General features: G+C 38.0%; 25 protein-coding genes. 11 read left to right on the top strand and 14 right to left on the bottom strand.

From position 1 onward, the window contains the following. Positions 1-5 precede the first annotated feature (5 nt). Positions 6-2267 (bottom strand): NADP-dependent malic enzyme, encoded by a 2262-nt coding sequence (locus PL_RS06575; RefSeq protein WP_041881797.1) that lies wholly within the window; start codon positions 2265-2267, stop codon positions 6-8. Positions 2268-2479: 212 nt separating this feature from the next. Here PL_RS06575 and PL_RS06570 point away from each other — a divergent pair, with 212 nt between their 5' ends. The 3 genes from PL_RS06570 (at position 2480) to PL_RS06560 (ending at position 5019) form a co-directional block, all read left to right on the top strand. After that, positions 2480-3565 carry a fatty acid desaturase gene (locus tag PL_RS06570; protein ID WP_041881799.1) on the top strand — a complete coding sequence of 362 codons (1086 nt, stop codon included), beginning with the start codon at positions 2480-2482 and terminating at the stop codon, positions 3563-3565. Between the two features lie 32 nt (positions 3566-3597). Beyond that, positions 3598-4059, top strand: a complete 462-nt coding sequence (locus tag PL_RS06565; protein ID WP_041881801.1) for a DUF4268 domain-containing protein — start codon at positions 3598-3600, stop codon at positions 4057-4059. A gap of 84 nt (positions 4060-4143) precedes the next feature. Then, on the top strand, positions 4144-5019 hold the full coding sequence (locus PL_RS06560) for a PfkB family carbohydrate kinase (protein ID WP_041881804.1): 876 nt from the start codon (positions 4144-4146) through the stop codon (positions 5017-5019). Between the two features lie 383 nt (positions 5020-5402). Here PL_RS06560 and PL_RS06555 read toward each other — a convergent pair whose 3' ends face one another. Both PL_RS06555 and PL_RS06550 read right to left on the bottom strand, forming a co-directional pair. Next, the gene (locus PL_RS06555; RefSeq protein WP_041881807.1) at positions 5403-5603 is read right to left on the bottom strand and encodes a hypothetical protein; all 201 of its coding nucleotides are present in this window, start codon (positions 5601-5603) and stop codon (positions 5403-5405) included. A 39-nt stretch (positions 5604-5642) separates the two neighbouring features. Next, complete coding sequence (locus tag PL_RS06550; protein WP_041881916.1) at positions 5643-6278, bottom strand: LysE family translocator; 636 nt, start codon at positions 6276-6278, stop codon at positions 5643-5645. A gap of 91 nt (positions 6279-6369) precedes the next feature. Between PL_RS06550 and PL_RS06545 the strand changes: the two genes are divergently transcribed. After that, positions 6370-6585: a hypothetical protein gene (locus PL_RS06545; RefSeq protein ID WP_041881809.1), complete on the top strand. Its 216-nt coding sequence runs from the start codon at positions 6370-6372 to the stop codon at positions 6583-6585. A gap of 217 nt (positions 6586-6802) precedes the next feature. On the opposite strand, the gene PL_RS06540 is transcribed toward PL_RS06545, so the two are convergent. The 5 genes from PL_RS06540 to dapB form a co-directional block, all read right to left on the bottom strand. After that, positions 6803-7255 (bottom strand): DinB family protein, encoded by a 453-nt coding sequence (locus PL_RS06540; protein ID WP_041881811.1) that lies wholly within the window; start codon positions 7253-7255, stop codon positions 6803-6805. A 29-nt stretch (positions 7256-7284) separates the two neighbouring features. Continuing rightward, a complete protein-coding gene (locus tag PL_RS06535) occupies positions 7285-7479 on the bottom strand; it encodes a hypothetical protein (protein ID WP_041881814.1) in 195 nt (64 codons plus the stop codon). Between the two features lie 2 nt (positions 7480-7481). After that, positions 7482-8336, bottom strand: coding sequence for an SPFH domain-containing protein (locus PL_RS06530; protein WP_041881816.1), 855 nt, complete (start codon positions 8334-8336; stop codon positions 7482-7484). A 196-nt stretch (positions 8337-8532) separates the two neighbouring features. Then, positions 8533-9186: a hypothetical protein gene (locus PL_RS06525; protein WP_041881820.1), complete on the bottom strand. Its 654-nt coding sequence runs from the start codon at positions 9184-9186 to the stop codon at positions 8533-8535. Then, positions 9183-10010 carry a 4-hydroxy-tetrahydrodipicolinate reductase gene (dapB, locus tag PL_RS06520; RefSeq protein WP_041881822.1) on the bottom strand — a complete coding sequence of 276 codons (828 nt, stop codon included), beginning with the start codon at positions 10008-10010 and terminating at the stop codon, positions 9183-9185. Before dapB ends, PL_RS06525 begins: the two co-directional genes overlap by 4 nt. A gap of 123 nt (positions 10011-10133) precedes the next feature. Between dapB and PL_RS06515 the strand changes: the two genes are divergently transcribed. Together PL_RS06515 and PL_RS06510 are read left to right on the top strand one after the other, a co-directional pair. After that, positions 10134-11453: an alpha/beta fold hydrolase gene (locus tag PL_RS06515; protein ID WP_041881824.1), complete on the top strand. Its 1320-nt coding sequence runs from the start codon at positions 10134-10136 to the stop codon at positions 11451-11453. After that, positions 11453-12118: an HAD family hydrolase gene (locus PL_RS06510; protein ID WP_041881826.1), complete on the top strand. Its 666-nt coding sequence runs from the start codon at positions 11453-11455 to the stop codon at positions 12116-12118. The genes PL_RS06515 and PL_RS06510 overlap by 1 nt, the downstream gene beginning before the upstream one ends. Positions 12119-12133: 15 nt before the next feature. Here the strand turns inward: PL_RS06510 and PL_RS06505 are convergent, their stop codons facing one another. Beyond that, the gene (locus PL_RS06505) at positions 12134-12361 is read right to left on the bottom strand and encodes a hypothetical protein (protein WP_041881829.1); all 228 of its coding nucleotides are present in this window, start codon (positions 12359-12361) and stop codon (positions 12134-12136) included. A gap of 26 nt (positions 12362-12387) precedes the next feature. Here PL_RS06505 and PL_RS06500 point away from each other — a divergent pair, with 26 nt between their 5' ends. Then, positions 12388-13077: an SOS response-associated peptidase gene (locus tag PL_RS06500; RefSeq protein ID WP_041881831.1), complete on the top strand. Its 690-nt coding sequence runs from the start codon at positions 12388-12390 to the stop codon at positions 13075-13077. Positions 13078-13122: 45 nt separating this feature from the next. Here PL_RS06500 and PL_RS06495 read toward each other — a convergent pair whose 3' ends face one another. Beyond that, positions 13123-13368: a hypothetical protein gene (locus tag PL_RS06495; RefSeq protein WP_041881832.1), complete on the bottom strand. Its 246-nt coding sequence runs from the start codon at positions 13366-13368 to the stop codon at positions 13123-13125. A 127-nt stretch (positions 13369-13495) separates the two neighbouring features. Between PL_RS06495 and PL_RS06490 the strand changes: the two genes are divergently transcribed. Continuing rightward, positions 13496-14011: a DUF892 family protein gene (locus tag PL_RS06490; RefSeq protein ID WP_348621268.1), complete on the top strand. Its 516-nt coding sequence runs from the start codon at positions 13496-13498 to the stop codon at positions 14009-14011. Between the two features lie 18 nt (positions 14012-14029). Here PL_RS06490 and PL_RS06485 read toward each other — a convergent pair whose 3' ends face one another. Further along, positions 14030-14377 carry a hypothetical protein gene (locus PL_RS06485; RefSeq protein ID WP_152620309.1) on the bottom strand — a complete coding sequence of 116 codons (348 nt, stop codon included), beginning with the start codon at positions 14375-14377 and terminating at the stop codon, positions 14030-14032. Positions 14378-14943: 566 nt separating this feature from the next. Between PL_RS06485 and PL_RS06480 the strand changes: the two genes are divergently transcribed. Further along, positions 14944-15669, top strand: coding sequence for a hypothetical protein (locus PL_RS06480; RefSeq protein ID WP_041881840.1), 726 nt, complete (start codon positions 14944-14946; stop codon positions 15667-15669). A gap of 4 nt (positions 15670-15673) precedes the next feature. Here PL_RS06480 and PL_RS06475 read toward each other — a convergent pair whose 3' ends face one another. Next, positions 15674-16678: an SDR family oxidoreductase gene (locus tag PL_RS06475; protein WP_152620310.1), complete on the bottom strand. Its 1005-nt coding sequence runs from the start codon at positions 16676-16678 to the stop codon at positions 15674-15676. Further along, positions 16665-17942 carry a nucleotide sugar dehydrogenase gene (locus PL_RS06470; RefSeq protein WP_041881842.1) on the bottom strand — a complete coding sequence of 426 codons (1278 nt, stop codon included), beginning with the start codon at positions 17940-17942 and terminating at the stop codon, positions 16665-16667. Before PL_RS06470 ends, PL_RS06475 begins: the two co-directional genes overlap by 14 nt. Before the next feature lie 139 nt (positions 17943-18081). Between PL_RS06470 and PL_RS06465 the strand changes: the two genes are divergently transcribed. Continuing rightward, positions 18082-20124: a M13 family metallopeptidase gene (locus PL_RS06465; protein WP_041881845.1), complete on the top strand. Its 2043-nt coding sequence runs from the start codon at positions 18082-18084 to the stop codon at positions 20122-20124. Between the two features lie 90 nt (positions 20125-20214). Here PL_RS06465 and PL_RS06460 read toward each other — a convergent pair whose 3' ends face one another. Continuing rightward, positions 20215-20793: a YceI family protein gene (locus tag PL_RS06460; protein ID WP_041881847.1), complete on the bottom strand. Its 579-nt coding sequence runs from the start codon at positions 20791-20793 to the stop codon at positions 20215-20217. 216 nt (positions 20794-21009) lie between these two features. On the opposite strand from PL_RS06460, the gene PL_RS06455 reads away from it, so the two are divergent. Further along, entirely contained in the window at positions 21010-21705 is a 696-nt protein-coding gene (locus tag PL_RS06455) for a hypothetical protein (RefSeq protein ID WP_052496265.1), read from the top strand. The last annotated feature ends 21 nt before the right edge of the window (positions 21706-21726 follow it).

Below are 21726 nucleotides of genomic sequence, written 5' to 3'. Positions count from 1 at the left end.
TGATCTTATTGTGCGTCTACGACAGCAATGGTGATCATGTTCACGATTTCTCTGACAGAACTATCCATTTGTAAAACGTGTACCGGTTTGTTCAGACCAAGGAGAATAGGACCTACGGCTTCAACATTTCCCAGTTCCTGTAATAATTTATAGGCAACGTTTCCTGATTCCAGGTTAGGGAAGATCAGTGTGTTAGCCGGATTTCCTTTCAGACTGGAGAACGGATAATTACTTTGCAGTAATTCTGCATTCATTGCAAAATTGGCCTGCATTTCACCGTCAACAATCATATCAGGATACTTCTCTTTCAACAGTGCAGTTGCAGTTCTCATCTTTTCAGGAACCGGACCACTGTTGGAACCGAAATTAGAATAAGATAATAAAGCGATTCTCGGCGTAATATTGAACCCTTTGACGGTTTCATTAATCATTCCTGTGATATCTACCATATCTTGTGCTGTAGGATCAGGATTAACGGTAGTATCACCCAAAAATACAGGTCCTTTTTTAGTCAGCATCATATACATACCAGCGATTTTTTTAACACCTGGTTTTGTACCGATAACCTGTAATGCAGGTTTTAAAGTAGATTTGTAGTTTTTAGTTAATCCTGAAATCAGTGCATCTGCCTGTCCGAATTCTACCATACTTGCACCGTAATAGTTACGGTCACGCACCAGTTTTTTAGCTTCGTAAAGGGTAATACCACGTCTCTGGCGTCTCTGATATAAATGTTCCGCAAATTTATCAGACAGTTCTGTTCCCTGCCATGGATCAATGATTTCTACTTCACCGAATTCAATTCCATGTTCCTGGATGATTTTCTCGATTCTGGCAACGTTTCCTAATAATATAGGAGTAGCGATACCTTCGTCTTTAACGATCTGAGCCGCTTTTAATATTTTATAGTTATCGGCTTCTGCAAATACCACACGCTTAGGTGCCGATTTTGCTTTGTTAGCCAGATTTCTTAAGATCTTATCATCAGCACCTAATCTGACTTGCAATTCTTCCTGGTAAGCATTCCAGTCTGTAATCTGTTTACGGGCAACACCAGATTCCATCGCCGCTTTGGCAACAGCTGTTGAAACACTGCAGATTAATCTAGAATCAATTGGTTTTGGAATAATATAGTCTTTTCCGAATTTCAGGTTCTTGGCTTTGTAGGCAAGGTTTACGATTTCAGGTACGGGAAGTTTAGTCAGCTCGGCAATAGCTCTTACTGCAGCGATCTTCATTTCTTCATTAATCGATGTAGCACGTACATCAAGGGCACCTCTAAAGATATACGGGAACCCTAATACATTATTTACCTGGTTAGGAAAATCTGAACGTCCTGTAGCCATAATGATATCTTTACGACTGTTAATTGCCAGATCATAAGCAATTTCAGGGTCAGGATTAGCCAGTGCAAATACGATTGGATTTTTAGCCATCGACTGTACCATTTCTACTGATACCACATTGGCAGCTGAAAGACCTAAAAATACATCCGCACCTTTCATTGCTTCGGCCAGTGTACTGATGTCTTTTCTTGGTGTAGCGAACTCCATACGCATTGGATCAAGGTCAGTACGATCAATATTGACGATACCATCCTTATCAAATACCAGCATGTTTTCTTTTTTCACACCTAACTTAAGGTATAGTTTGATACAGGATACTGCTGCAGCACCGGCTCCACTTACCACAAGCTTTATTTTTTCTATTTTTTTATGCTGTAACTCACAGGCATTCAGTAATGCTGCACTGGTAATGATAGCTGTTCCATGCTGATCATCATGCATTACCGGGATATTCATTTCTTCTTTTAAGCGACGTTCGATTTCAAAACACATCGGCGCTGCTATATCTTCCAGGTTAACACCTCCGAAAGTTGGTTCCAGTGCTTTAACCACATTGACAAACTCATCGGCAGTAGTGGCATTGATTTCTAAATCAAAAACATCAATATCGGCAAAGATTTTGAATAACAGACCTTTACCTTCCATTACTGGTTTACTCGCTGCAGGACCGATATTTCCTAAACCTAAAACAGCGGTTCCGTTACTGATTACTGCTACTAAATTACCTTTAGCAGTATATTTATATACATCCTCAGGGTTTCTGTATATTTCCATGCAGGGTTCTGCTACCCCTGGTGAATAGGCAAGTGCTAAATCTCGTTGTGAATTTGTGGGCTTGGAAGGGACTACTTCAATCTTACCTGGCCGGCCATCAGAGTGATAATCTAATGCGTCCTGTTTACGGTTTGTTGCTTTGTTCATCTTGTGTGTGTATCCTTGATCTTTGTTATGCTGCAGGAGTAGAATACTCCTGGTAGCTAATAAGTGGTCGAAAGTAGGTATATGTTTAAAATAATACTAGAAAATAATGGGGAAATTACCTGAAAGTGACCATTAGATGCAATATTTTTTTATATAGTAGCTGATATGTAAAAAATCCAACGTACTTTCACTGAAAAAACTAAATACAGTCTATGGCATTTTTGAGTATAGTATTGGACCCTCCGGCTTATGGATGGGCTGATACTAATGGTAATCTATCGAAGCCGACGACTGGGCAGTTGTTGCAGGAATTCTTTAAACGTCTGAATATTTTTAAAACCCGGAAAAACTGGCTGCCATTAATGAGCTGGTCCAAAGTTGTTCTGACCATCCCTTTTCTCTATTTTTTTATTTTCGAGTATTTTAGCTGGAGCTTATTAATTGTTGCTTTCTTATATAGTATGATAGTCATGGGAACGCATGGGACTATATGGCATCACCGGTTTTGTACACATAATGCTTATGTGTTTCGTAATAAATTCTGGAGGTTCTTTACACAGAACCTGACTATATCTATGATTCCGGAAGAAATTTATGTGGTTTCGCACCATGTGCACCATGCTAAATCTGATGCTCCGGGTGATCCCTATAATGCTTCAGGCGGATTTCTATATTGTTTTCTTGCAGATGTCAATCATCAGCCGATTGCGAAAGATCTGTGTGAGCGGAATTATCACCGGGCCACAAGACTGATGAAACATACGGGTGTACAGCCTAATACTTATGAGCAGTACCTGAACTGGGGATCTATTGCTAACCCGGCCAGAACTTTAATGGCCTGGACTTTAAACTGGGGATTCTGGTATGTTGTATTATTCTTTATTGGTGGTCATGCACTGGCCTGTACGGTTTTTGGAGCAGCGGGTATCTGGGCAGTAGGGGTGAGAACTTTCAATTACGAAGGACATGGTAAGGGAAAGGATATGCGCCGGGATAATTATGATTTTTCGAGAGAAGATATGTCTATTAATCAGTTATGGCCGGGTATAGTGGCCGGTGAATGGCATAATAATCATCATTTATATCCGAAAAGTGCCAGAACAGGATTTTTACCACATCAGGTAGATATTGCCTGGTATTATATCCGTTTTATGTATGCTATCGGAACGGTTAAGTCTTTCAAAGATTCTAAAACCGATTTTCTGGAGACACATTATAATAAGGTTGCTATAGAGGAAGATGAAATTGATCTTTTACAGGTGGAGGATTTACTGATTCTGCAGGAGGAAAAGATTTAAAACTATAATAAAACGAATAATAAGGATTTTTAATGTATTCTAAAGATCAGGCTTCAAAATTGAAGCAGGCCTTCTGGACAGCCTTTGGCCAGTATATTGCACCTCAGCTTTCTGCTGAGGGTTTAAGAGTGAACTGGGTAAACTATAAAACAGGAATTAAACATCTGCATTTTAAGTTGCACGCAGACAAAAAATCAGCTTTTATCGGAATTGAGCTTTCTCATCCGGATACTGGTGTACAGGAACTCTTATTTGAACAGTTTAAGGAATTCAGAAATATCTTGAATGGTTATTTAAATGAGGATTGGGAATGGCAGTTGCACATGACTGATGAAAATCATAAAATAGTAAGCCGGATTTTTACAACTTTACCTGATGTCAGTGTTTTTAAAGAAGAGGACTGGCCAAAGCTGATTTCTTTTTTTAAACCAAGGATCATTGCTCTTGATGAATTCTGGTGTGATGCAGCACAGAGTTTCGAAGTGTTTAAATAAAATTACATATACAAATTAAATCATTTGATACATTTGCCCTTTGTCAGCGGTTAGGCTGATCAGTTTTTTTATTAAAAAAGGTATATGTACGATATTTGTTGTATAGGTCATATTACGCTTGACAGAGTGGTTACACCCACAACGGAAAAGCATATGGCAGGAGGAACGTCATTTTATTTCTCAAATGCTATTCGTAAAATGGGAGTAAATTATGGTCTGGTAACGGCTGTAGGACAAAGTGAAATGCCATTTGTACTGGAGTTACGTGCAATGGGTGCAGAGGTTAATGTTTTTCCAAGTGCAAAAACCGTTTATTTCGAGAATATCTACTCTGGAAATCTGGATCACCGTACACAAAGGGTTTTACAGGAAGCTGATCCTTTTACTGTAGAACAGCTTAAGCCTGTTCAGGCGAAAATATTTCATTTGGGGCCTCTATTATCAAATGATATTTCTGTTGAGCTCATACGTGACCTGGCAGGCAGGAGTAAGGTTTCACTGGATGTACAAGGTTACCTGCGTGAAGTAAGGGGAGAGTGCGTCTGTGCAGTAGACTGGCCACAGAAAATGGAAGCGTTGCAGTATGTTCATACTGTAAAGGCTGATGAGGCTGAGCTGGAGGTTCTGACGGGCGTTACTGGTATTCCTGAGGGGGTAAAGATTCTAAGCGACTGGGGAGTTCAGGAAATTGTAATTACCCGGGCAAGTTTAGGGTCTGTGATTTACGCTGATGGTGTTTTCTATGATATTCCTGCTTTCAGACCTTCTGCCGAAGTTGATGCTACAGGTTGTGGCGATACCTATATGGCCGGATATTTATATCAGAGAGTAAAAGGAGCAGGTATACAACAGGCGGGTGAGTTTGGTGCGGCCATGGCGAGTTTGAAAATGGAATCTTACGGACCTTTTGATGGTACAGAAGATGATATATTTCAATTATTAGTAGCTGATAGAGGCTGATCTGAAATTTTTTAATGTTTATTTCCTGATTAATATGGCTGTTTTTGTCGATAAATCGTCATAGAAGTGTTTTATTTAAAATATTTGTTAGTGTAATTTGTACACTATACAAAAGTTGTATATATTTGTATCAGAAAATAAGTCATAAATATTTTCCGGATCAAGGATGAGTCATCAGAGGTGACAGCAACCTACTGGAAATTTAAAGAGAAAACCCGTTCATACAGGTTTATATTTGGTTAGAATAGGGATGTGTCTGGATGGAACAACCCTTTCTTTTTTTAAGACCTTTTGTAAACCAGGTTATCAGGTTCTTTTCACAGATCAATCGTTTTTAATTCAGTTATCCAGTTTTATCTTAAAGATACGTATTCACGATATTTTCAGTGTTTTTTATTTTTCAGCAGCTGAACTTCATTTTTAAGTATATTCATTTCTTTTTCCTGTTTGATCAGATGTAAAGTCAGTTCTTCAATTTTCTTTAACAGTTTTGCGTTCATTTCACTAATGGCAATCCCTTCTTCTTTTACTTGTGCAGCTGAGGGTATTTCAATTCTCAGGCCTTTGTAATTGTAACGATTCATTGATGATTTTGTGAGATGATTAATTTGATCAGGGCACTATTACCGGTTATCTGTCAATGCAACTTTAATCCCCAAACCGATTAATGTTAACCCGCATATCTTATTGATATAGTTTGATACCTTTTTATTCCCTTTTAACCTTTTTAGTATAGTGTATGAAAAGAAAGCCAGTATCAGACACCAGATTGTTCCGGTTGTAATAAAGGTTAACCCAAGAGTAAGAAATGGCAGGACGGTATCTTTCGAAGATTTCTCAATGAACTGAGGCAGAAATGCGATGAAAAACAAAGCCACCTTAGGATTTAAGACATTGGTGATAATTGCGTCCCTGAAAATCTTCTTATAGTCTGCAGCTTTATTCTCTTCGGCAAGGTCTGTATTGAGTTCTGTCTGATTGGTTAACATCTTGTAACCGATATAAAGTATATAAACTGCTCCTGCGTACTTTATAATATTAAATAGGAGTAATGATCTGGCTATGATAACAGAAAGACCAAATGCAGCTAAAACTGTATGTATTATACTCCCGGTTCCTATGCCCAATGCTGAAACGATTCCGGCCATTTTACCTTGTCCCATACTTTTGGAAAGAATAAAAATAGTATCGTTGCCCGGAGTAAGATTTAGTAAGATTGAAGCAAGTAAAAAGGTTTCAAAATGTATAATTCCAGTCATGATGAGGCCAAACATTTGTTTGGTACTGCAATTTAGCGAATTTAAAGCTGGATTGTTTGATCAGATGACCGTACCGGTGATTTAATTATCAATGTTGAAATCTGATTTCATAGATTTTATAACCAGAAGACCTATAAGTCCAATCAATATTACCATAATTACTTCTCCTATGTTGAGTACCAAATGGGAAAGAGGGAACATTGCACCAGTGAATTTAACAAAGAATGATAATAAAAGCAGAGCAACTTCTATAATGGCTGTAATTAAGATAGCTTTTGATAGATTTCCCATGTTCAGTATCCGTTAGGTATGCACTGTTATAATTAATAGGCTTAAATTATTTGGTTTTTAATCGGATATTATCAGTGTTTAACAGTATCTGAATACCCGATGTCTTCCTTAATAATAAGTATATAATATAATTTGTGCGATTTTATTACGTGAACAAACGTTTTATCAATGTGAATTTGGGTTTGCAAGGGTATTTAAAAAATGAAAATATATACCGTGGTGTATTGCAAAGGCTATAAGTACTGGTAAGAGACGACCTGTTTTAAATGATGTTCCAGGTGCTGGACGTAATCATTAAATATAAAAGCCAGTGTTACACTTTCATCGCCACCGGCAAAACATCTTCTCATTAATAACTCCTGTGGTATTAACCGGATTAATTCCAGAAGCTGTTTGTTGTAAACTGTCCAGAAGGAGATCACCTGATTCGAATCAATCTGATTATAATAGTTGAATGTGTTACAGTTGTTCTGATCGTAGGTTATTTTAGGCGTGTCTTCAAACTGCGCCCTGACAAAACGCTGATGATTAGCAATCGCACTGTCAATCAGATGCCCGATAATTTCTTTTTTACTCCATTGATGAGCGGCAGGTTTTAAAGAAAATATATGATCATCAATCTCATTTAAAAGCTGGGGTATGGTTTCGCATAAAAAATGTAATCTCTGAATAGATTGGGCAATCATATATTTTCTGTTTTATTCTTGATTAGGGTTTAAACCGGATCTTGTTTCTCCGGGTTATCTTTTTGTATTCCTTTAATTTTGATTCTTTTGGCACTTTTAAGGCTATGATTCAACATCCATTCAATCTGTCCATTAACACTACGAAATTCATCAGCAGCCCATTTCTCTATAGCCTTCATTGTTTCTGAATCTATCCTTAACGCAAATGATTTCTTTTCTGACATATTTATTGATTTAATGTCCCGGTATTGATAACGGGTTTTGTTTCGCTATCTCCACAAAGGACAACCATTAAATTACTTACCATAGTTGCTTTTCTGTCATCATCAAATTCAATGATTTTTTTATCAGCCAAAAGCTGAAGTGCACTCTCCACCATTCCAACTGCCCCTTCAACTATTTTATGACGGGCAGCAACTACGGCTGACGCCTGTTGTCTTCTCAACATAGAATGAGCAATTTCCGGAGCATAAGCTAAATAGCCAATCCTGGATTCTATAACTTCTATACCTGCAATTTCCAGTCTTTCTGCCAGCTCTTGTTCCAATGCGATGTTCACATCATCAAAGTTGGTGCTTAAAGTGATTGTAGCAGTCTCGTCTTCAAAATGATCATAAGGGAAAGAGCCAGCAAGTTTCCTGACTGCTGAGTCTGTTTGGATTTTGATAAAAGTTGTATAATTATCTACTTCAAAGGCAACTTTAAATGTATCTTTCACTCTCCAGACCAGGATTACGCTAATCAGAATAGGATTCCCCATTTTATCATTTACTTTGATCTTTTCACTTTCAAAGTTCCTGGCACGCAGGGAGTAAGTGAATCGGGTATATAATGGGTTGACCCAGAACATTCCGTTTTGTTTGATCGTTCCTTTATATTTCCCGAAAAGTAAAAGCACTTTTGAGCTGTTGGGGCTGACGATGATCAGACCTTTCCCTAAAATGATGAAAACGGGGATACAGGTAATGATTAAAATGATTTGCTGTGCGCTAACGGCAAAGGCTAATACGGCTGCGGTAACGACTAAAAGGAAAATAACCAGATAACCATTAAAGGGCGTAACAATCTTTTCTACTTTCATATGTATAGTATTTAAATGATATTAAATTGATATCATAAATTTAGCTATAAAAGAATGGTAATACCAAATATTCCGGCTTATTTTCTGACAGTTAATAAAGATTGTCTTATGCTTGTTTTTTAATCACGTTTAAATGATCAATTTTTTCAGGAAGTGAATTTGCTGAACAGGGTTGATGTAAAAACATCCCGGTAACCTAATTAATCATTCTAATAATCAGAAATACGGAAAATGTGATTGCTCCGATAACAAGCATTGTTTTCCCGTTTTTTCTGTCAAATTCTTCATAGTGATAGATTTTTCCACCATCTGGCAAGAGTTTTTTGTAGGTGTAAATATGCCATCCTATCAATATCCCAAATAATCCTCCCAGTATGGCACTTATATACCCTATATATATCCATCCTTTTTCTAATTTCAATGGTTTGCTTAGTTCTATCAGATTTTGTTTTTTTAATTCTTCAATTGTCTCTGGTCTGATTTCTGCACCTCTCTCTTTTAATAATTTTTGTGCGAGCTGAAAATCAAATTCATTCCATTCATTTTGTTTTGCGATCACATTGTAGAGCTCTTCATTAGTGAAATGGACTAAATAATAATCTTCACCTATTGTTCGTGGATTTTCGGTCGGGTTTTGAAGCAGGAGATTGTCTGCTTTTATAAACTCATCCGGTTTGATTTTGATGCTGTATTCTTTAGCTGGTTCATTACTTGAGAAAAATGAGTCAAACTGAAGAGAAGTATCTTCAATGATATAATCGATCTGGTTATCTTTAAATAAAGTGCCAAATTCAGAAGCTGTGGTGTAATCACTAAATTTCTGATAAGTTATGTATTGATTTTTAGTCATATTTGTGAGTTGAAATCCATTACACTATCTAACCCTCTTTTTAAACCGGTAAAAGAATCTACTTTCCGGATGGCCAGTAAAGCACCTTGTACATAAGGTTTTGCACTGCCTCCGGCTTCATGTTTGATGATCAGTTTTTCATCGGTCATACCAAAAATCGTTTCCAGAGAAATGATAAACCCGGGTAATCTTACTGCATGTACCTGCATGCCATTAATGTCTGCACCTCTTGTTTCTTTAATTCCTTTAGTCTCTTCTACAGGAATTGTTTTAACTGATTCTCTCACCTTTGATAATCTGTTGGCCAGCTCCAGTGCACTTCCGCTCGGTGAATCAATTTTACGGTCACTTGCATAATCTATAATCTCCCACTGAGGCATATAGCCCGCAGCCATTTCTGCAAATTTATTCAGGAGTACAACGCTGATTGCAAAGTTTCCGACAGCGAGTACAGATTGTTGTTTTTGTTCAGCTATTGATCCGATCTCCTGATAATCTGCGTCTGAAAGACCTGATGTACCAACTACTACATTTACTCCTTTATGGATTGCGGTAATTACCTGGTGTTTGGCGATATCTGGTTTTGTATAATCGACTAAAACATCACAAGGCACAGCTAAAGCTTCTTCTATTGTTCCAAAAACCGGTATGTTATTATCCTGAGATAAGTTTAGGAGAACATTCAGATCTTTGTTGGCATTGGTGCGCGAAACCGCAGAAACCAATTCCAGATCCTCTGTTAAAACAATTCCTCTGCAGAGTTCAGAGCCGGCCCAGCCAGTTGCCCCTGCAACGCATATCTGTATTTTTTTTGTTTTCGTCATCTTTAAGGATTATTAATTAATAAGGAAAAATTATTTACCCCAATCTAATGTTTTTTTTCAGTCGATGTGATCATGTTTAAGTCAAAAATATGTTAGCTTTGATTTAAACGCCAGATAAATTTCATGAAAAAAATTACCTTATTACTCTTTGTATTGTTGTGCTCAAACTTTTGTTTTTCACAGGATATTATTAAATTATTTAACCGCTCGAGTGACTTTTTTGATTTATTGGATCAGAAGAAATTTACTGAAGCGCAGGCTTATTTTGATGCAAGTGTGTCATCAAAGATTTCTGCCGGAGATCTGCAGAAAATGTGGGAGAACTTCAATGATAAGCTGGGTAAGTTTGAATCTGCAAGTGGCGTTGAAAGCAAGACTAAAGGTGATTTTTTTGTAGTCACAGTTGATGGGAAATTTGCAAAAACTACACAGTCATTTTTACTGGCTTATAATAAAGCCGGGAATATGGTTGGTTTTTTTGTTGCACCAAATAAATCGGCTTCTGCTTATCAGAATCCTGTTTATGCTGATACGACATTGTATACAGAAAAAGAGGTTTATATTAAAACTCAGGGACATAGTCTGGTTGGAAAACTAACTATACCAAAAAATGTAAAAAACTTCCCTGTGGTTGTACTCGTACATGGTTCCGGACCAGCAGATATGGATGAAACTGTTGGGCCTAATAAGACCTTCAAAGATCTTGCCGCTGGCTTTGCTGCTAAAGGAGTAGCCAGCATCCGTTATGTAAAAAGAACAATGGTTTATAGTGGTGAATTTGGAGGTGCTTTTACCGTGAAAGAGGAGGTGACTGATGATGCACTGGCAGCTATTGCTTTAGCCGGTACTATTCCTGATGCTGATAAGAAACAGATTTATTTAATGGGACATAGTCTGGGAGGGATGCTGGCTCCAAGGATCGCCGCTTTAGCACCTGAATTAAACGGGATGATATTGGCTGCCGCACCAGCAAGAACTTTAACCGATATTCTTATTGAACAAAATAAATACATGTTTGATTTGGCAAAAGATACTACACAGTCAATTAAAAGCCAGTTTGATGCACGTATTAAAGAGCTCGATAGAAGTAAACTGACCGCTGCCGGGAATATGAAGCCAGATTCTGTGATTCTGGGGTTGCCGGTTTCATACTGGGTGGACCTTAATAAGTACAATCAGGTAGAGGTTGCGAAAAAGAACAGTAAACAACGTATGCTGATTATACAGGGAGGAAATGATTTCCAGGTATCAACCCATGATTATGAGCTTTGGAGTGCCGCATTGAATAAAAAACGTAATGTCACTTTGAAATTATATCCTGATTTGAATCACCTGTTAAGTTCTCAGGTCGAAAAAGGCCCTGTAAGTCAGTACGATGTTCCTTCTAACGTATCTGAAACATTAATTAATGATCTGGTAGCCTGGATAAAAAGCAAATCTTAATGACAAAATTTAAAGCACTCCTTTTTGATTTAGACGGTACTCTTGTTGATTCAGAACACTTTCATTATAGTGTATGGAACGAAATCCTGGCAGAATCTGATGTTCAGCTGGAATACACTGATTTTCTTAAAAATTTTGCCGGTGTTCCTTTGCCTGGAAACGCTAAAAGGTTAAAGGAATTATATGAGATAGCATCGCCTCTTGAGATCTTAATTTCAAAAAAAGAAGAACTGACCAACCAGCGGCTGATTACCAGTACGATTGAACTGATGCCATATGCTGAAGAAATATTGGACTACTTTTTTTCTAAAGGAATTGCAATGGCTCTGGTTACGGCAAGTAAAAGAGCTGATGTAGATGAATTATTCAGGAAAAACGGGCTGGGAAAATACTTTAAATTACTCGTAACCAGGAGCGATGTGACAAAAAGTAAACCTGACCCTGAATCTTATGATCTCGCCGTTAAGGGTATAGGTTTCCAGAAGAATGAATGCCTGGTATTTGAAGATACTTTGAATGGCTTGCTTGCTGCGAAAAATGCTGGTCTAACTTGTTTTGCCATTCAGGGCGATAGGGAAAGTCACGCTAAATTAGCTGGTGCAGATCATATTTTTACTGATTTCCGGGAAGCAAGGGATTACATGGAAGAAAACAAACTCATCTGATAAAGGCCGTCTGAGTTAGGGAGCCTGATAATGTCCGGTAATGAGTGTAAGCAGATCTTCGTTTATTCCTGTGCCATTGTCAGCTTTCCATTTGTTGTCTTTAGTCATTCTGATCTCGAAATTTTCATAGTCGTCTATAGAAACTATATGGTTTGTTTCCTCGCCATCTGTTACTGCATGTACAGCAACAGCAACAGGTTTTCCTTCAAAAACCAGATCAAATTTGGTTACTTTATAACTCATTGAACAAATATAATAAATTTAGAATCATGTGCGCACGCTATACGCTGACTAAGGCCCAGAAAGAATTACTGATCCGTTACCAGGTGAAATTACCAGCAGACTATAAGCCGAATTATAATCTTGCACCTACACAGAAGGGTTTAGTCATTACTGCGGACGAACCTGATATAGCACAGCTGATGCATTTTGGACTTGTCCCATACTGGGCGCAGAGTACGAAACTTGATTTTTCTACGCTCAATGCCCGTTCTGAAGAAATTATGGGGAAGAAAACTTTTGCTCCTTTAATTACGCACCGCAAAACCTGTCTGGTACTGGCTGATGGATTTTATGAATGGGATAAAAAAACAGGAGATACGCTGCCTTACCGTTTTGTGTTAAAAGACAGAGATTTATTTGCCTTTGCTGGTCTGTGGAGCCAGTGGAAGGATCAGTTTTCCGGAGATGTATATCGCTCCTTTACCATTATGACTACCCAGGCCAATGAAATAGTTGGTAAAGTTCATGCACCGAAATTCAGAATGCCTGTCATACTAAACAGGGAAGAAGAAGCACTATGGCTAAGCAAGGATTTGGGGACTCCTGATTTACTTAATCTGTGCAAAGCTTATCCTGATGAACTGATGGATTGTTACAGGGTAGATAAGGCCGTAAATGCGACGGTAGTGAAAGGTGTGGCTAATAACAGGCCGGAGTTAATGCAGGCCATAAATTAACAGAGGACACAGATCTTTGTCTGATCTCCGTCCTCCTGATTATTTCTAGCCTTTTTTATTTTTCAGATATACTGTTAAAATACTTTTTAAATATAGCTCAGGTTTAGGCATGGTAATCACCGTGCCGGGTTCTTTATCCTGCGACTGTTTGATATAGTTAGCTTTGATTTTTCCCCAGTCTTTTGAATAAAGCTGGATGAAAGTTTCCACAAACTGTTCATCGGTATAATCTTTTGGAAGCTTACTTAGCACAACTTCTATTTTCTCTTCTTTTCTATGTAATACTGCCATAATAAATTTTAAATCTCTGCAAAGCTATGAACTAAAAGCAATTTATGTAAACTTTTCTCAGTTCTGATTGTTTTAATCCTGTTATTCCTTACGGGGACGTTCCTTCAAGAAATTAAATCATCGCCTTATGGTGGATCAACTCAGAGAGCAAGGCTTATTAGATTTCTTTGTCCAGTGTTTGCAGGATTTATATATAGCAGAAAAAAAACTGGTCAATTGTGCAGCAGCATTGTCTATTGCCGCATTTACGGAAGAATTACAACGTGCATTAATTTCACAATCGGATGTAGCGGCCAGGCATGTACGGCAGTTAGATGCTGTATTTGATATGATGAATAAGCAGCCTGGAAAAGGGAAATGTAATATTATCGAAATCTTAAGTGATAAAGCTGCTTCTATAGTAAAAACTGTGGAAACAGGTACTGCATTGCGTGATGCGGCTATAATCTATGCAGTACAGCTCATAGCGCATTATAAAATTGCAAGTTATGGAAGTTTGATTTCATTGCTCGCCGAGCTGGATCATTCTAAGGCCAAGTTTATTTTGAAACAGAATCTTGCCGATGAAAGAGCTGCAGATACTTATCTTACGCAGATTGCGGTAGACTTTATTAATCCGGCAGCACAAAGAGAATCTGAATAATCGATTTAACTGATAGACCTAGGGCTTTTCTTTCTTATAGTTATCTGCTACTTTCTCCGCTAAATCCAGAAATCTGGAGCGCCAGTAATTTCTGTCTTTTTCCATTTCTTCGAATGTCGTAATTTCACGGGTATCATTAACTCTGGAGGATCTTATTTCCGGATACTCATCAGAGAAATCGTGATGCAGTACTTCGCCATATTTAGCGATTACCTTATAAGGTAGATGAGGGTCCATAATATGATGATAATAGGTAGTCCGGTCAAATCCTGCAGATGCAGTTAATGCCTTAATCGTTATCCCGGTTTTACGGACAACGGAGTCTAAATATTCACCTTTATGTTTCTTAAAATCCTCTTTTTTCACTAAAAACAAGGTAAATCAATAATGTTTAAAAATATTCTACATTTTATTAGTATTATTCTACAATAATGTTGATATTAGTGTTTATAATGTAGAATATTAATAGAATTTGAATAATTAATCAACATATTTGTTCACTTGATGCCAATAATTATTATGCTATAAAAAAATAGATTTAAACAAAATTTTTAATTTAGCAGTTCTTCAACTCGACATGAAGCACTGCTTGATGAGCCTCGTAACAGAAATCTGGTAAATTTCAATAATACCCTACGAGATAAGTCAAGCAGCCTGAACTCATAAATATGGGGTCGGTTGCTTGCTTAAGTTTATTGTAGGGTATATTTTGAAAAAAATATTGGGTTTACCAGAACCACTGTTACATTAGACGAGCAAGTAGCCGACCCTATTTCTTTTAGATCCAGCCTATTTGTTTTCGCAGCTCCATATTAACACAAACCACCAATTGGGAAAATGGTATGTGCGGCCGGCGAATTTTCCTGGTCAACGCATAATGCTGGCCGCCATGCCTTTCCTTTTTAGTTTATTCCTAAATTAAAAATGTGCTTATGAATATTTATGCAGGATCTAAGAAAACCAAATGGGATATTGGGATGGCAGAAACAGTTTTTCATATCAGGGGAGCTATAGTTGTTACTGATGATCTTTCCTTGCCAGTTAAAACAACCAGGAGAATGTGGGTGAACGGAATTGAAATATTCCCTGAGCAGGCTGGTGTAGTACGCCCATTTTATGAATGTAATTTTGAATGGGGTGAACTGGGGCAAAACGCTTCCTATACCACAGCTTTATCTATATGTTTAGCCATATTCAAGAGTGAGAGACTAGCGGAAAATTTATTTGTATGCTTTAAGGAAGAGTTTGTTCAGAATTTTCCCGATGGAAATTTTGAACTTGTGCTGGAAATCACCAGATTTTTAAATAAACACAATAACAGATTGCATCCTGATTTATATAGTCGGTTCTGTTTTTCTGCGATAACCAGTTCCAGGGAGATTCTTTTATATAAGAACCCTAAAACGGGATTAATTACAGCGAATCTGGCTGAAAATTACGCGATGCATAGAGAAACTATGCCTAATATCAAGCTTCGTAAATTAAATGAACGTAAACAGAGATTGTTATTCAGACTGTTTGCAAAAGATAATTACTTGATTACAGGATATGAATTTACGGAAGTTATGTCAAGGGCAGAAGATCTGATGACCAGATTTTACTGGAGATCTGTTGAGAAAATTATTACCAGCCAGATCGAAGATAAATATGAGGAATAAGTATTTAGAACTTATTCCTCATCCAGTTTAGCGTGTATTGGAGGCCTTTCTTTACATCAAATAATGGTTCATAATCAAGATCGTGGCGGATTCTGCTGATGTCTGCCAGTGAGTCATGAATATCTCCTGTCCTGGAGGGGCCGTAAGTTTGTCCCGGATCTGTGCCATTTAGTTCTTTTATGCTGGCCCATAACTGGTTTAACGAGATACGTTCACTACAGGCAACATTGTAGATTGAATGTGGTGAATTGCCAGTAAATAAAAGCGCTTTGATGTTGGCCTGTATTACATTTTCTATGAAAGTGAAATCACGCGTCTGACTTCCGTCACCATTGATTACGGGCGGCAGACCAGCTAAGGCAGCTTTCATAAATAGTGGGATAACTGCTGCATAAGCTCCCTCTGGATCCTGATTGGGGCCAAAAACATTAAAATATCTTAAACCTATGCTATCTGTTCCATAAGTTTTTCTAAAAACATCCGCATATAATTCATTAACCAGTTTGGTTACCGCATATGGGGAAAGGGGAGTACCGATACGATCTTCTGTTTTGGGTAATTCCTTGCTGTCTCCATAAGTGGAAGAAGAAGCTGCATAAACTATTCTTTTGACCTGCTGATCTTTGACAGCAATAAGCATATTTAAAAAACCTTCTATGTTTACCTGACTGGTTGTTGAAGGATCATTAACAGAGCGTGGAACCGAACCTAAAGCAGCCTGATGAGAAACATAGTCTATGTCTTTACAGGCAGTCAGACAGGTATCAGCATCACGGATATCGCCTTGGATAAACTCAAAAGCAGGATTAGATTCAAATTCCTGTATATTCTTTAAAAAACCCGTTGACAAATTATCCAGTACCCGGACTTTCGCAGCACCATATTTCAATAAGTACTGAACCAGGTTGGATCCGATAAAACCGGCTCCCCCGGTTATCAGAAAAGATGATTTACTTAAATCCTGGTTATGGTAAGGTTTAAGATACAGTTGATTTTTAAAGTCTTCCATGAGTAAGTTCTTCAGGTAACATACCTTTTATATCATATACTACAGTGTTTTCTTTACAAAGCTGCTGAATATCAAGATCTTCAAATTCTGTGTGGGCAACAGCTGCGATTACAGCGTCAAATTTGCGGTCTGTGATCTGTTCATTCTGACAGGTAATGCCATATTCCTGATATACATGTTCGGGATCTGCCCATGGATCAAGGATACATACATTAACGTGGTATTCTTTCAACCGGGTCACAATATCAATTACCCTGGTATTACGTACATCGGGACAATTTTCCTTGAAGGTGAAACCCAGAATCAGAACTTCGCTGGCAGTTACCTGTATTTGTTTACGAACCATCAGTTTAATTACTTCATCAGCAATATATTGTCCCATACCATCATTTAAACGTCTTCCTGCAAGGATAATTTCAGGATGATAACCTGCTTCCTGCGCCTTTTGGGCAAGGTAGTAGGGATCTACGCCAATACAATGTCCACCTACAAGACCAGGTTTGAAATTCAGGAAATTCCATTTAGTCCCGGCTGCTTCAAGTATCTCGAGAGTATTTAAACCGATCAGGTTAAATATCTTAGCCAGTTCATTGACAAAGGCGATATTTATATCTCTCTGTGCATTTTCTATGACCTTGGCAGCTTCAGCTATTTTAATGCTTGGAGCTCTGTAAGTTCCGGCTGTAATGATTGTACGGTACAACTCGTCAACACGATCTGCAGTTTCTGGTGTTGAACCTGACGTGATTTTTAAGATTTTAGTTAGTGTATGCTCTTTATCACCCGGATTTATTCGCTCAGGTGAATAACCGCAAAAGAAATCCTCATTAAACCTGAGTCCGGATGCACGTTCCAGTACTGGGGCACATTCTTCTTCTGTAACACCAGGATATACCGTTGATTCATAAATTACAATGTCGCCGTGCTTCAGATACCTGCCAACAGTTTCGCTTGCTTTATATAAAGCAGACAGGTCAGGATGATTAAACTTGTCAATCGGAGTTGGAACAGTAATGATATAAATACGTGCCTGCTGTAAGTCATCAGCATTATAAGTGAACGATAGGCTTGGTTTCACTTTGAGTAAATGACTTTCAGTGATTTCAAGCGTATTATCGTGTCCGGTATTTAGTTCCTCTATACGTTTTTGTTTAGTATCGAAGCCTGTTACTTTGAAATATCTGGCAAAAGCTACTGCCAGTGGTAAGCCAACGTAACCCAGGCCAATAACAGCTATAGGTGTGTCTTTATCAATCCTTGTCATCTATAATCTTCTATTCTGCAATCTTTTTCAAGCAGGGCGCAATTTATTGAAATAAAACTGAGAAGCATAAACAAATTATCAGATGGATTATAAACGGCTGCCTATTCTTAGTAGATTTGGTTAAACTAAAGAATAAGATATGAATAATTTAAAACTCTCATTGGGTGTGCCATTGATAGCGGGTTCCCTGCTGATCAGTGTAGCATTCCATTCGTTTCGTTCGACAGACGATCCTAAATCGGGGATAATTCTCGAAAATATGGATAAACAGGTTCTTCCGGGAAACAACTTCATGGAGTATGTGAATGGTAGCTGGATTAAAAAGACCGAAATTCCGTCAGATAAGCCTTCAGCAAGTGTAGGTTCGATGGTGAACGATAAGGCACAGGAAGATGTTAAAGAGATTATAGAAAAAGCAGCTGCAGGAAAGTTTGCAGATGGTTCAGAAGAACAGAAGATTGGTGATTTGTATGGCTCCTATATGAATATGACTGCAAGGGATGCAGTAGGAGTGAAACCACTTGCCGGAGAGTTTAAGAAGATTGATGCAATCAAAAATCAGAAAGAACTTGCCGCTTACTTTGCTTATGCAAGTAAAATAGGGAATGCGGCTCCTTTTAGTGTGGCAGTTACAGAGGACTTTAAGGATCCTAAAAATTATATGTTGTTAAGCTGGCAGGGTGGTCTGGGGCTACCTGACAGAGAATATTATTTTACAGACAATGCTAAGTCCAAAGAAATCAGAACTAAATATGTAGCACATATTGAAAAAATGCTGATCCTGGCAGGTGTTGCTGCTGCAAAACCCAAAGCAGCAGAAATAATGGCTTTGGAAACCCTGATGGCTTCTAAACAAATGAAAAAAGAAGAAACCAGAAATATGGCTGGTTTATATAATAAATATGCAGTAAACAAGCTGAATACTTTAATGCCTGATTTTGACTGGCAGGCTATGCTGAATGAAGCTGGGGTGAAAAACGTAGATAGCGTTGTTGTTGCGCAGGTGAATTATACCAAAGATCTGAATGCTGTTATAAAAAACACTCCGCTTACTACCTGGAAGACTTATCTGAAATGGAGTTTGGTTAATGGAGCTGCCGGTTCGCTGAATACTGCACTGGATGAAGAAAACTTTAATTTCAACGGAACTATTCTGAATGGGGTGCCTAAACAGCGTCCGCAATGGCGCAGAGCTGTAGGTGTAGTCAATAGCTCTTTGGGAGAGATGGTAGGAAAACTATATGTAGAGAAACATTTTTCACCGGAAGCAAAGGCAAGGATGCTTGTACTGGTAGGAAATCTGCTTAAAGCTTATGAAGCAAGTATTCAGAATCTGGAATGGATGAGTCCGGAAACCAAAACAGAGGCATTGAAAAAGATCAGCAAGTTTACACCTAAAATTGGTTATCCTGATAAATGGAGAGATTATTCAACACTTAAAATAGTTAAGGATGATCTTTATGGAAACATGACCCGTTCAACAGCTTTTGAATACAATCGGATGATGAAAAAACTAGGTACTCCGGTTGACCGTTCAGAATGGGGAATGACTCCGCAGACGGTTAATGCTTATTATAATCCGCCATTGAATGAAATTGTATTTCCAGCAGCTATTCTGCAGCCACCATTTTTTGATATGAATGCAGATGATGCTGTTAATTATGGTGGTATTGGTGCAGTAATCGGTCACGAAATCGGACATGGCTTTGATGATCAGGGCAGTACTTTTGATGGTGATGGGGTAATGCGTAACTGGTGGACAAAAAATGACCTGAGCGAATTTAAGAAAAGAACAGGTGCTTTGGCAGCACAGTACAGTGGATTTAAAGTTTTGAGCGATCTGAATGTAAATGGTGAATTTACTTTAGGGGAGAATATTGGTGACCTTGGCGGACTGACTATCGCCCTGAAAGCTTATCACGCCAGTCTTAATGGTAAAACTGCTCCGGTTCTGGATGGCTTTAATGGTGATCAGCGTGTGTTTATTGGCTGGGGACAGGTTTGGTTAAACAAGTCAAGAGAACAGGCACTGAGAAAACAGGTAGGAACAGATCCGCATTCTCCTGCAAGATTCCGTGTGAATGGAGTGGTAAGAAATATCCCTGAATTTTACACAGCTTTTAATGTGAAATCTGGTGATTCATTATACCTTGCTCCTGATAAAAGAGTGAAAATCTGGTAAACATATACCAGTTTAAATGAAAAAGCCACTGTCCCTTAAGGAGCAGTGGCTTTTTCTATTCAGTCAGGTCTGCCTGAAATAATATCTTTACTAGTTTTTAACAAACTCAGTATTTGCGTTAAGTGTGATTTCATCGCTTAACATTGCACTTGGATATTTTGAACCTAAAGCAAAATCAGCTCTTTTAATTGTTCCGGTTACTTTGAAGCCAGCAGTAGCTTTTTTAGACATTGGGTTAGTAGTTACACCTCTTAAGGTAGCATCTAAAGTAACTGGTTTAGTTACACCATGTAAACTTAACAGACCACTTACTTTGAATTTATTACCAGCTAATTTTTTTACTGAAGTACTTTTGAAAGTTAATTTAGGGAATTTCTCTGCGTCAAAGAAATCTGCACTTTTCAGGTGACCATCTCTTTTGTCATCTTCTGTATTTACTGAATTTACATCAGCTGTTAAAGTAACAACTGCATCAGAGAAGTCATCTTTAGAAGCAACAATTGTTGATTCAAAGTTTTTGAAGGAACCTTCAACGTCAGTAATCATCAGGTGGGTAATAACAAATCCTAATTTTGAGTGCGCTTTATCTGCAGTCCACGTATTGGCCGCCGGCTTAAAAGCAAATAGTGCAGCAGAGGCTGCAAATAATAATACAAGTAGTTTTTTCATGTCTGTAATTTTTTTATACGACAAATATGGTATAATTAAATTGTTGTTGTATTGATGTATGGTAAGAAAAACAAAGGGAAGGCAAGAATATAAAAAGATTAAAAGATCTTACAATCTTAAAATAGGTATTTAACACAGAACTTTCAGGTGTTTATACTGATGGTTAGTTGAAAAATCGTCTTAATTTTGATTTAAAATTAATCTCTCCTCAATATTATGAAACAGAATATGGGTATGGCACCAAAGAATTTGCTTTGTTTCTCGCATCTTCGCTGGGACTTTCTATTGCAGCGGCCGCAGCAGCTATTACTGCGGTTTGCTAATGATACCAATGTGTTTTTTGTCGAAAACCCTGTTTTTGATGCAAAGGAAGGCCCTTATTTATCTTTTGGAACCAGATCTGAAACACTGTGGAAACTGGTACCTCATTTAAGACCAGGATTAAGTTCTGGTCAGATCACCAAATGTATGACCCGGTTAATCGATGAATTTCTCGTAAATGCAGATCTGGATAACTGGACATTCTGGTATTATACTTCTTCGGCTCTGGCCTTTACTAAAAAACACAAACCTAAACTAACCATATTTGACTGCATGGATGAAGTTTCCATGTTCAGGCGTTCACCAGAGGAGATGACCATCTTAGAAAAGAAACTGGTCGAAAAGGCTGATCTTGTTTTTACACAAGGATATTCACAGCATGATAACAGGAAAACTTTTCATGCCAATGTACATTCGTTTCCATGTGTGGATCCCTATACTGATACTGTCCGGACTTTATCCTGGGATGACACTTACACTGCTATGTTTCGCCTGATCAGGCATGCTGCAACCGGCAAGAGTAATCACCGCAAACTTCTCCATACCATATCTTATAGTGATCAATCAACAATGCTTTCCAAAGGAAATTAAATCTTACGATTAAGTAATCTG

The organism is Pedobacter lusitanus, assembly GCF_040026395.1.
Classification (GTDB): domain Bacteria; phylum Bacteroidota; class Bacteroidia; order Sphingobacteriales; family Sphingobacteriaceae; genus Pedobacter; species Pedobacter lusitanus.
The sequence above is the reverse complement of the archived record's forward strand: the minus strand, read 5'-3'. Positions and strand labels throughout refer to the sequence as shown.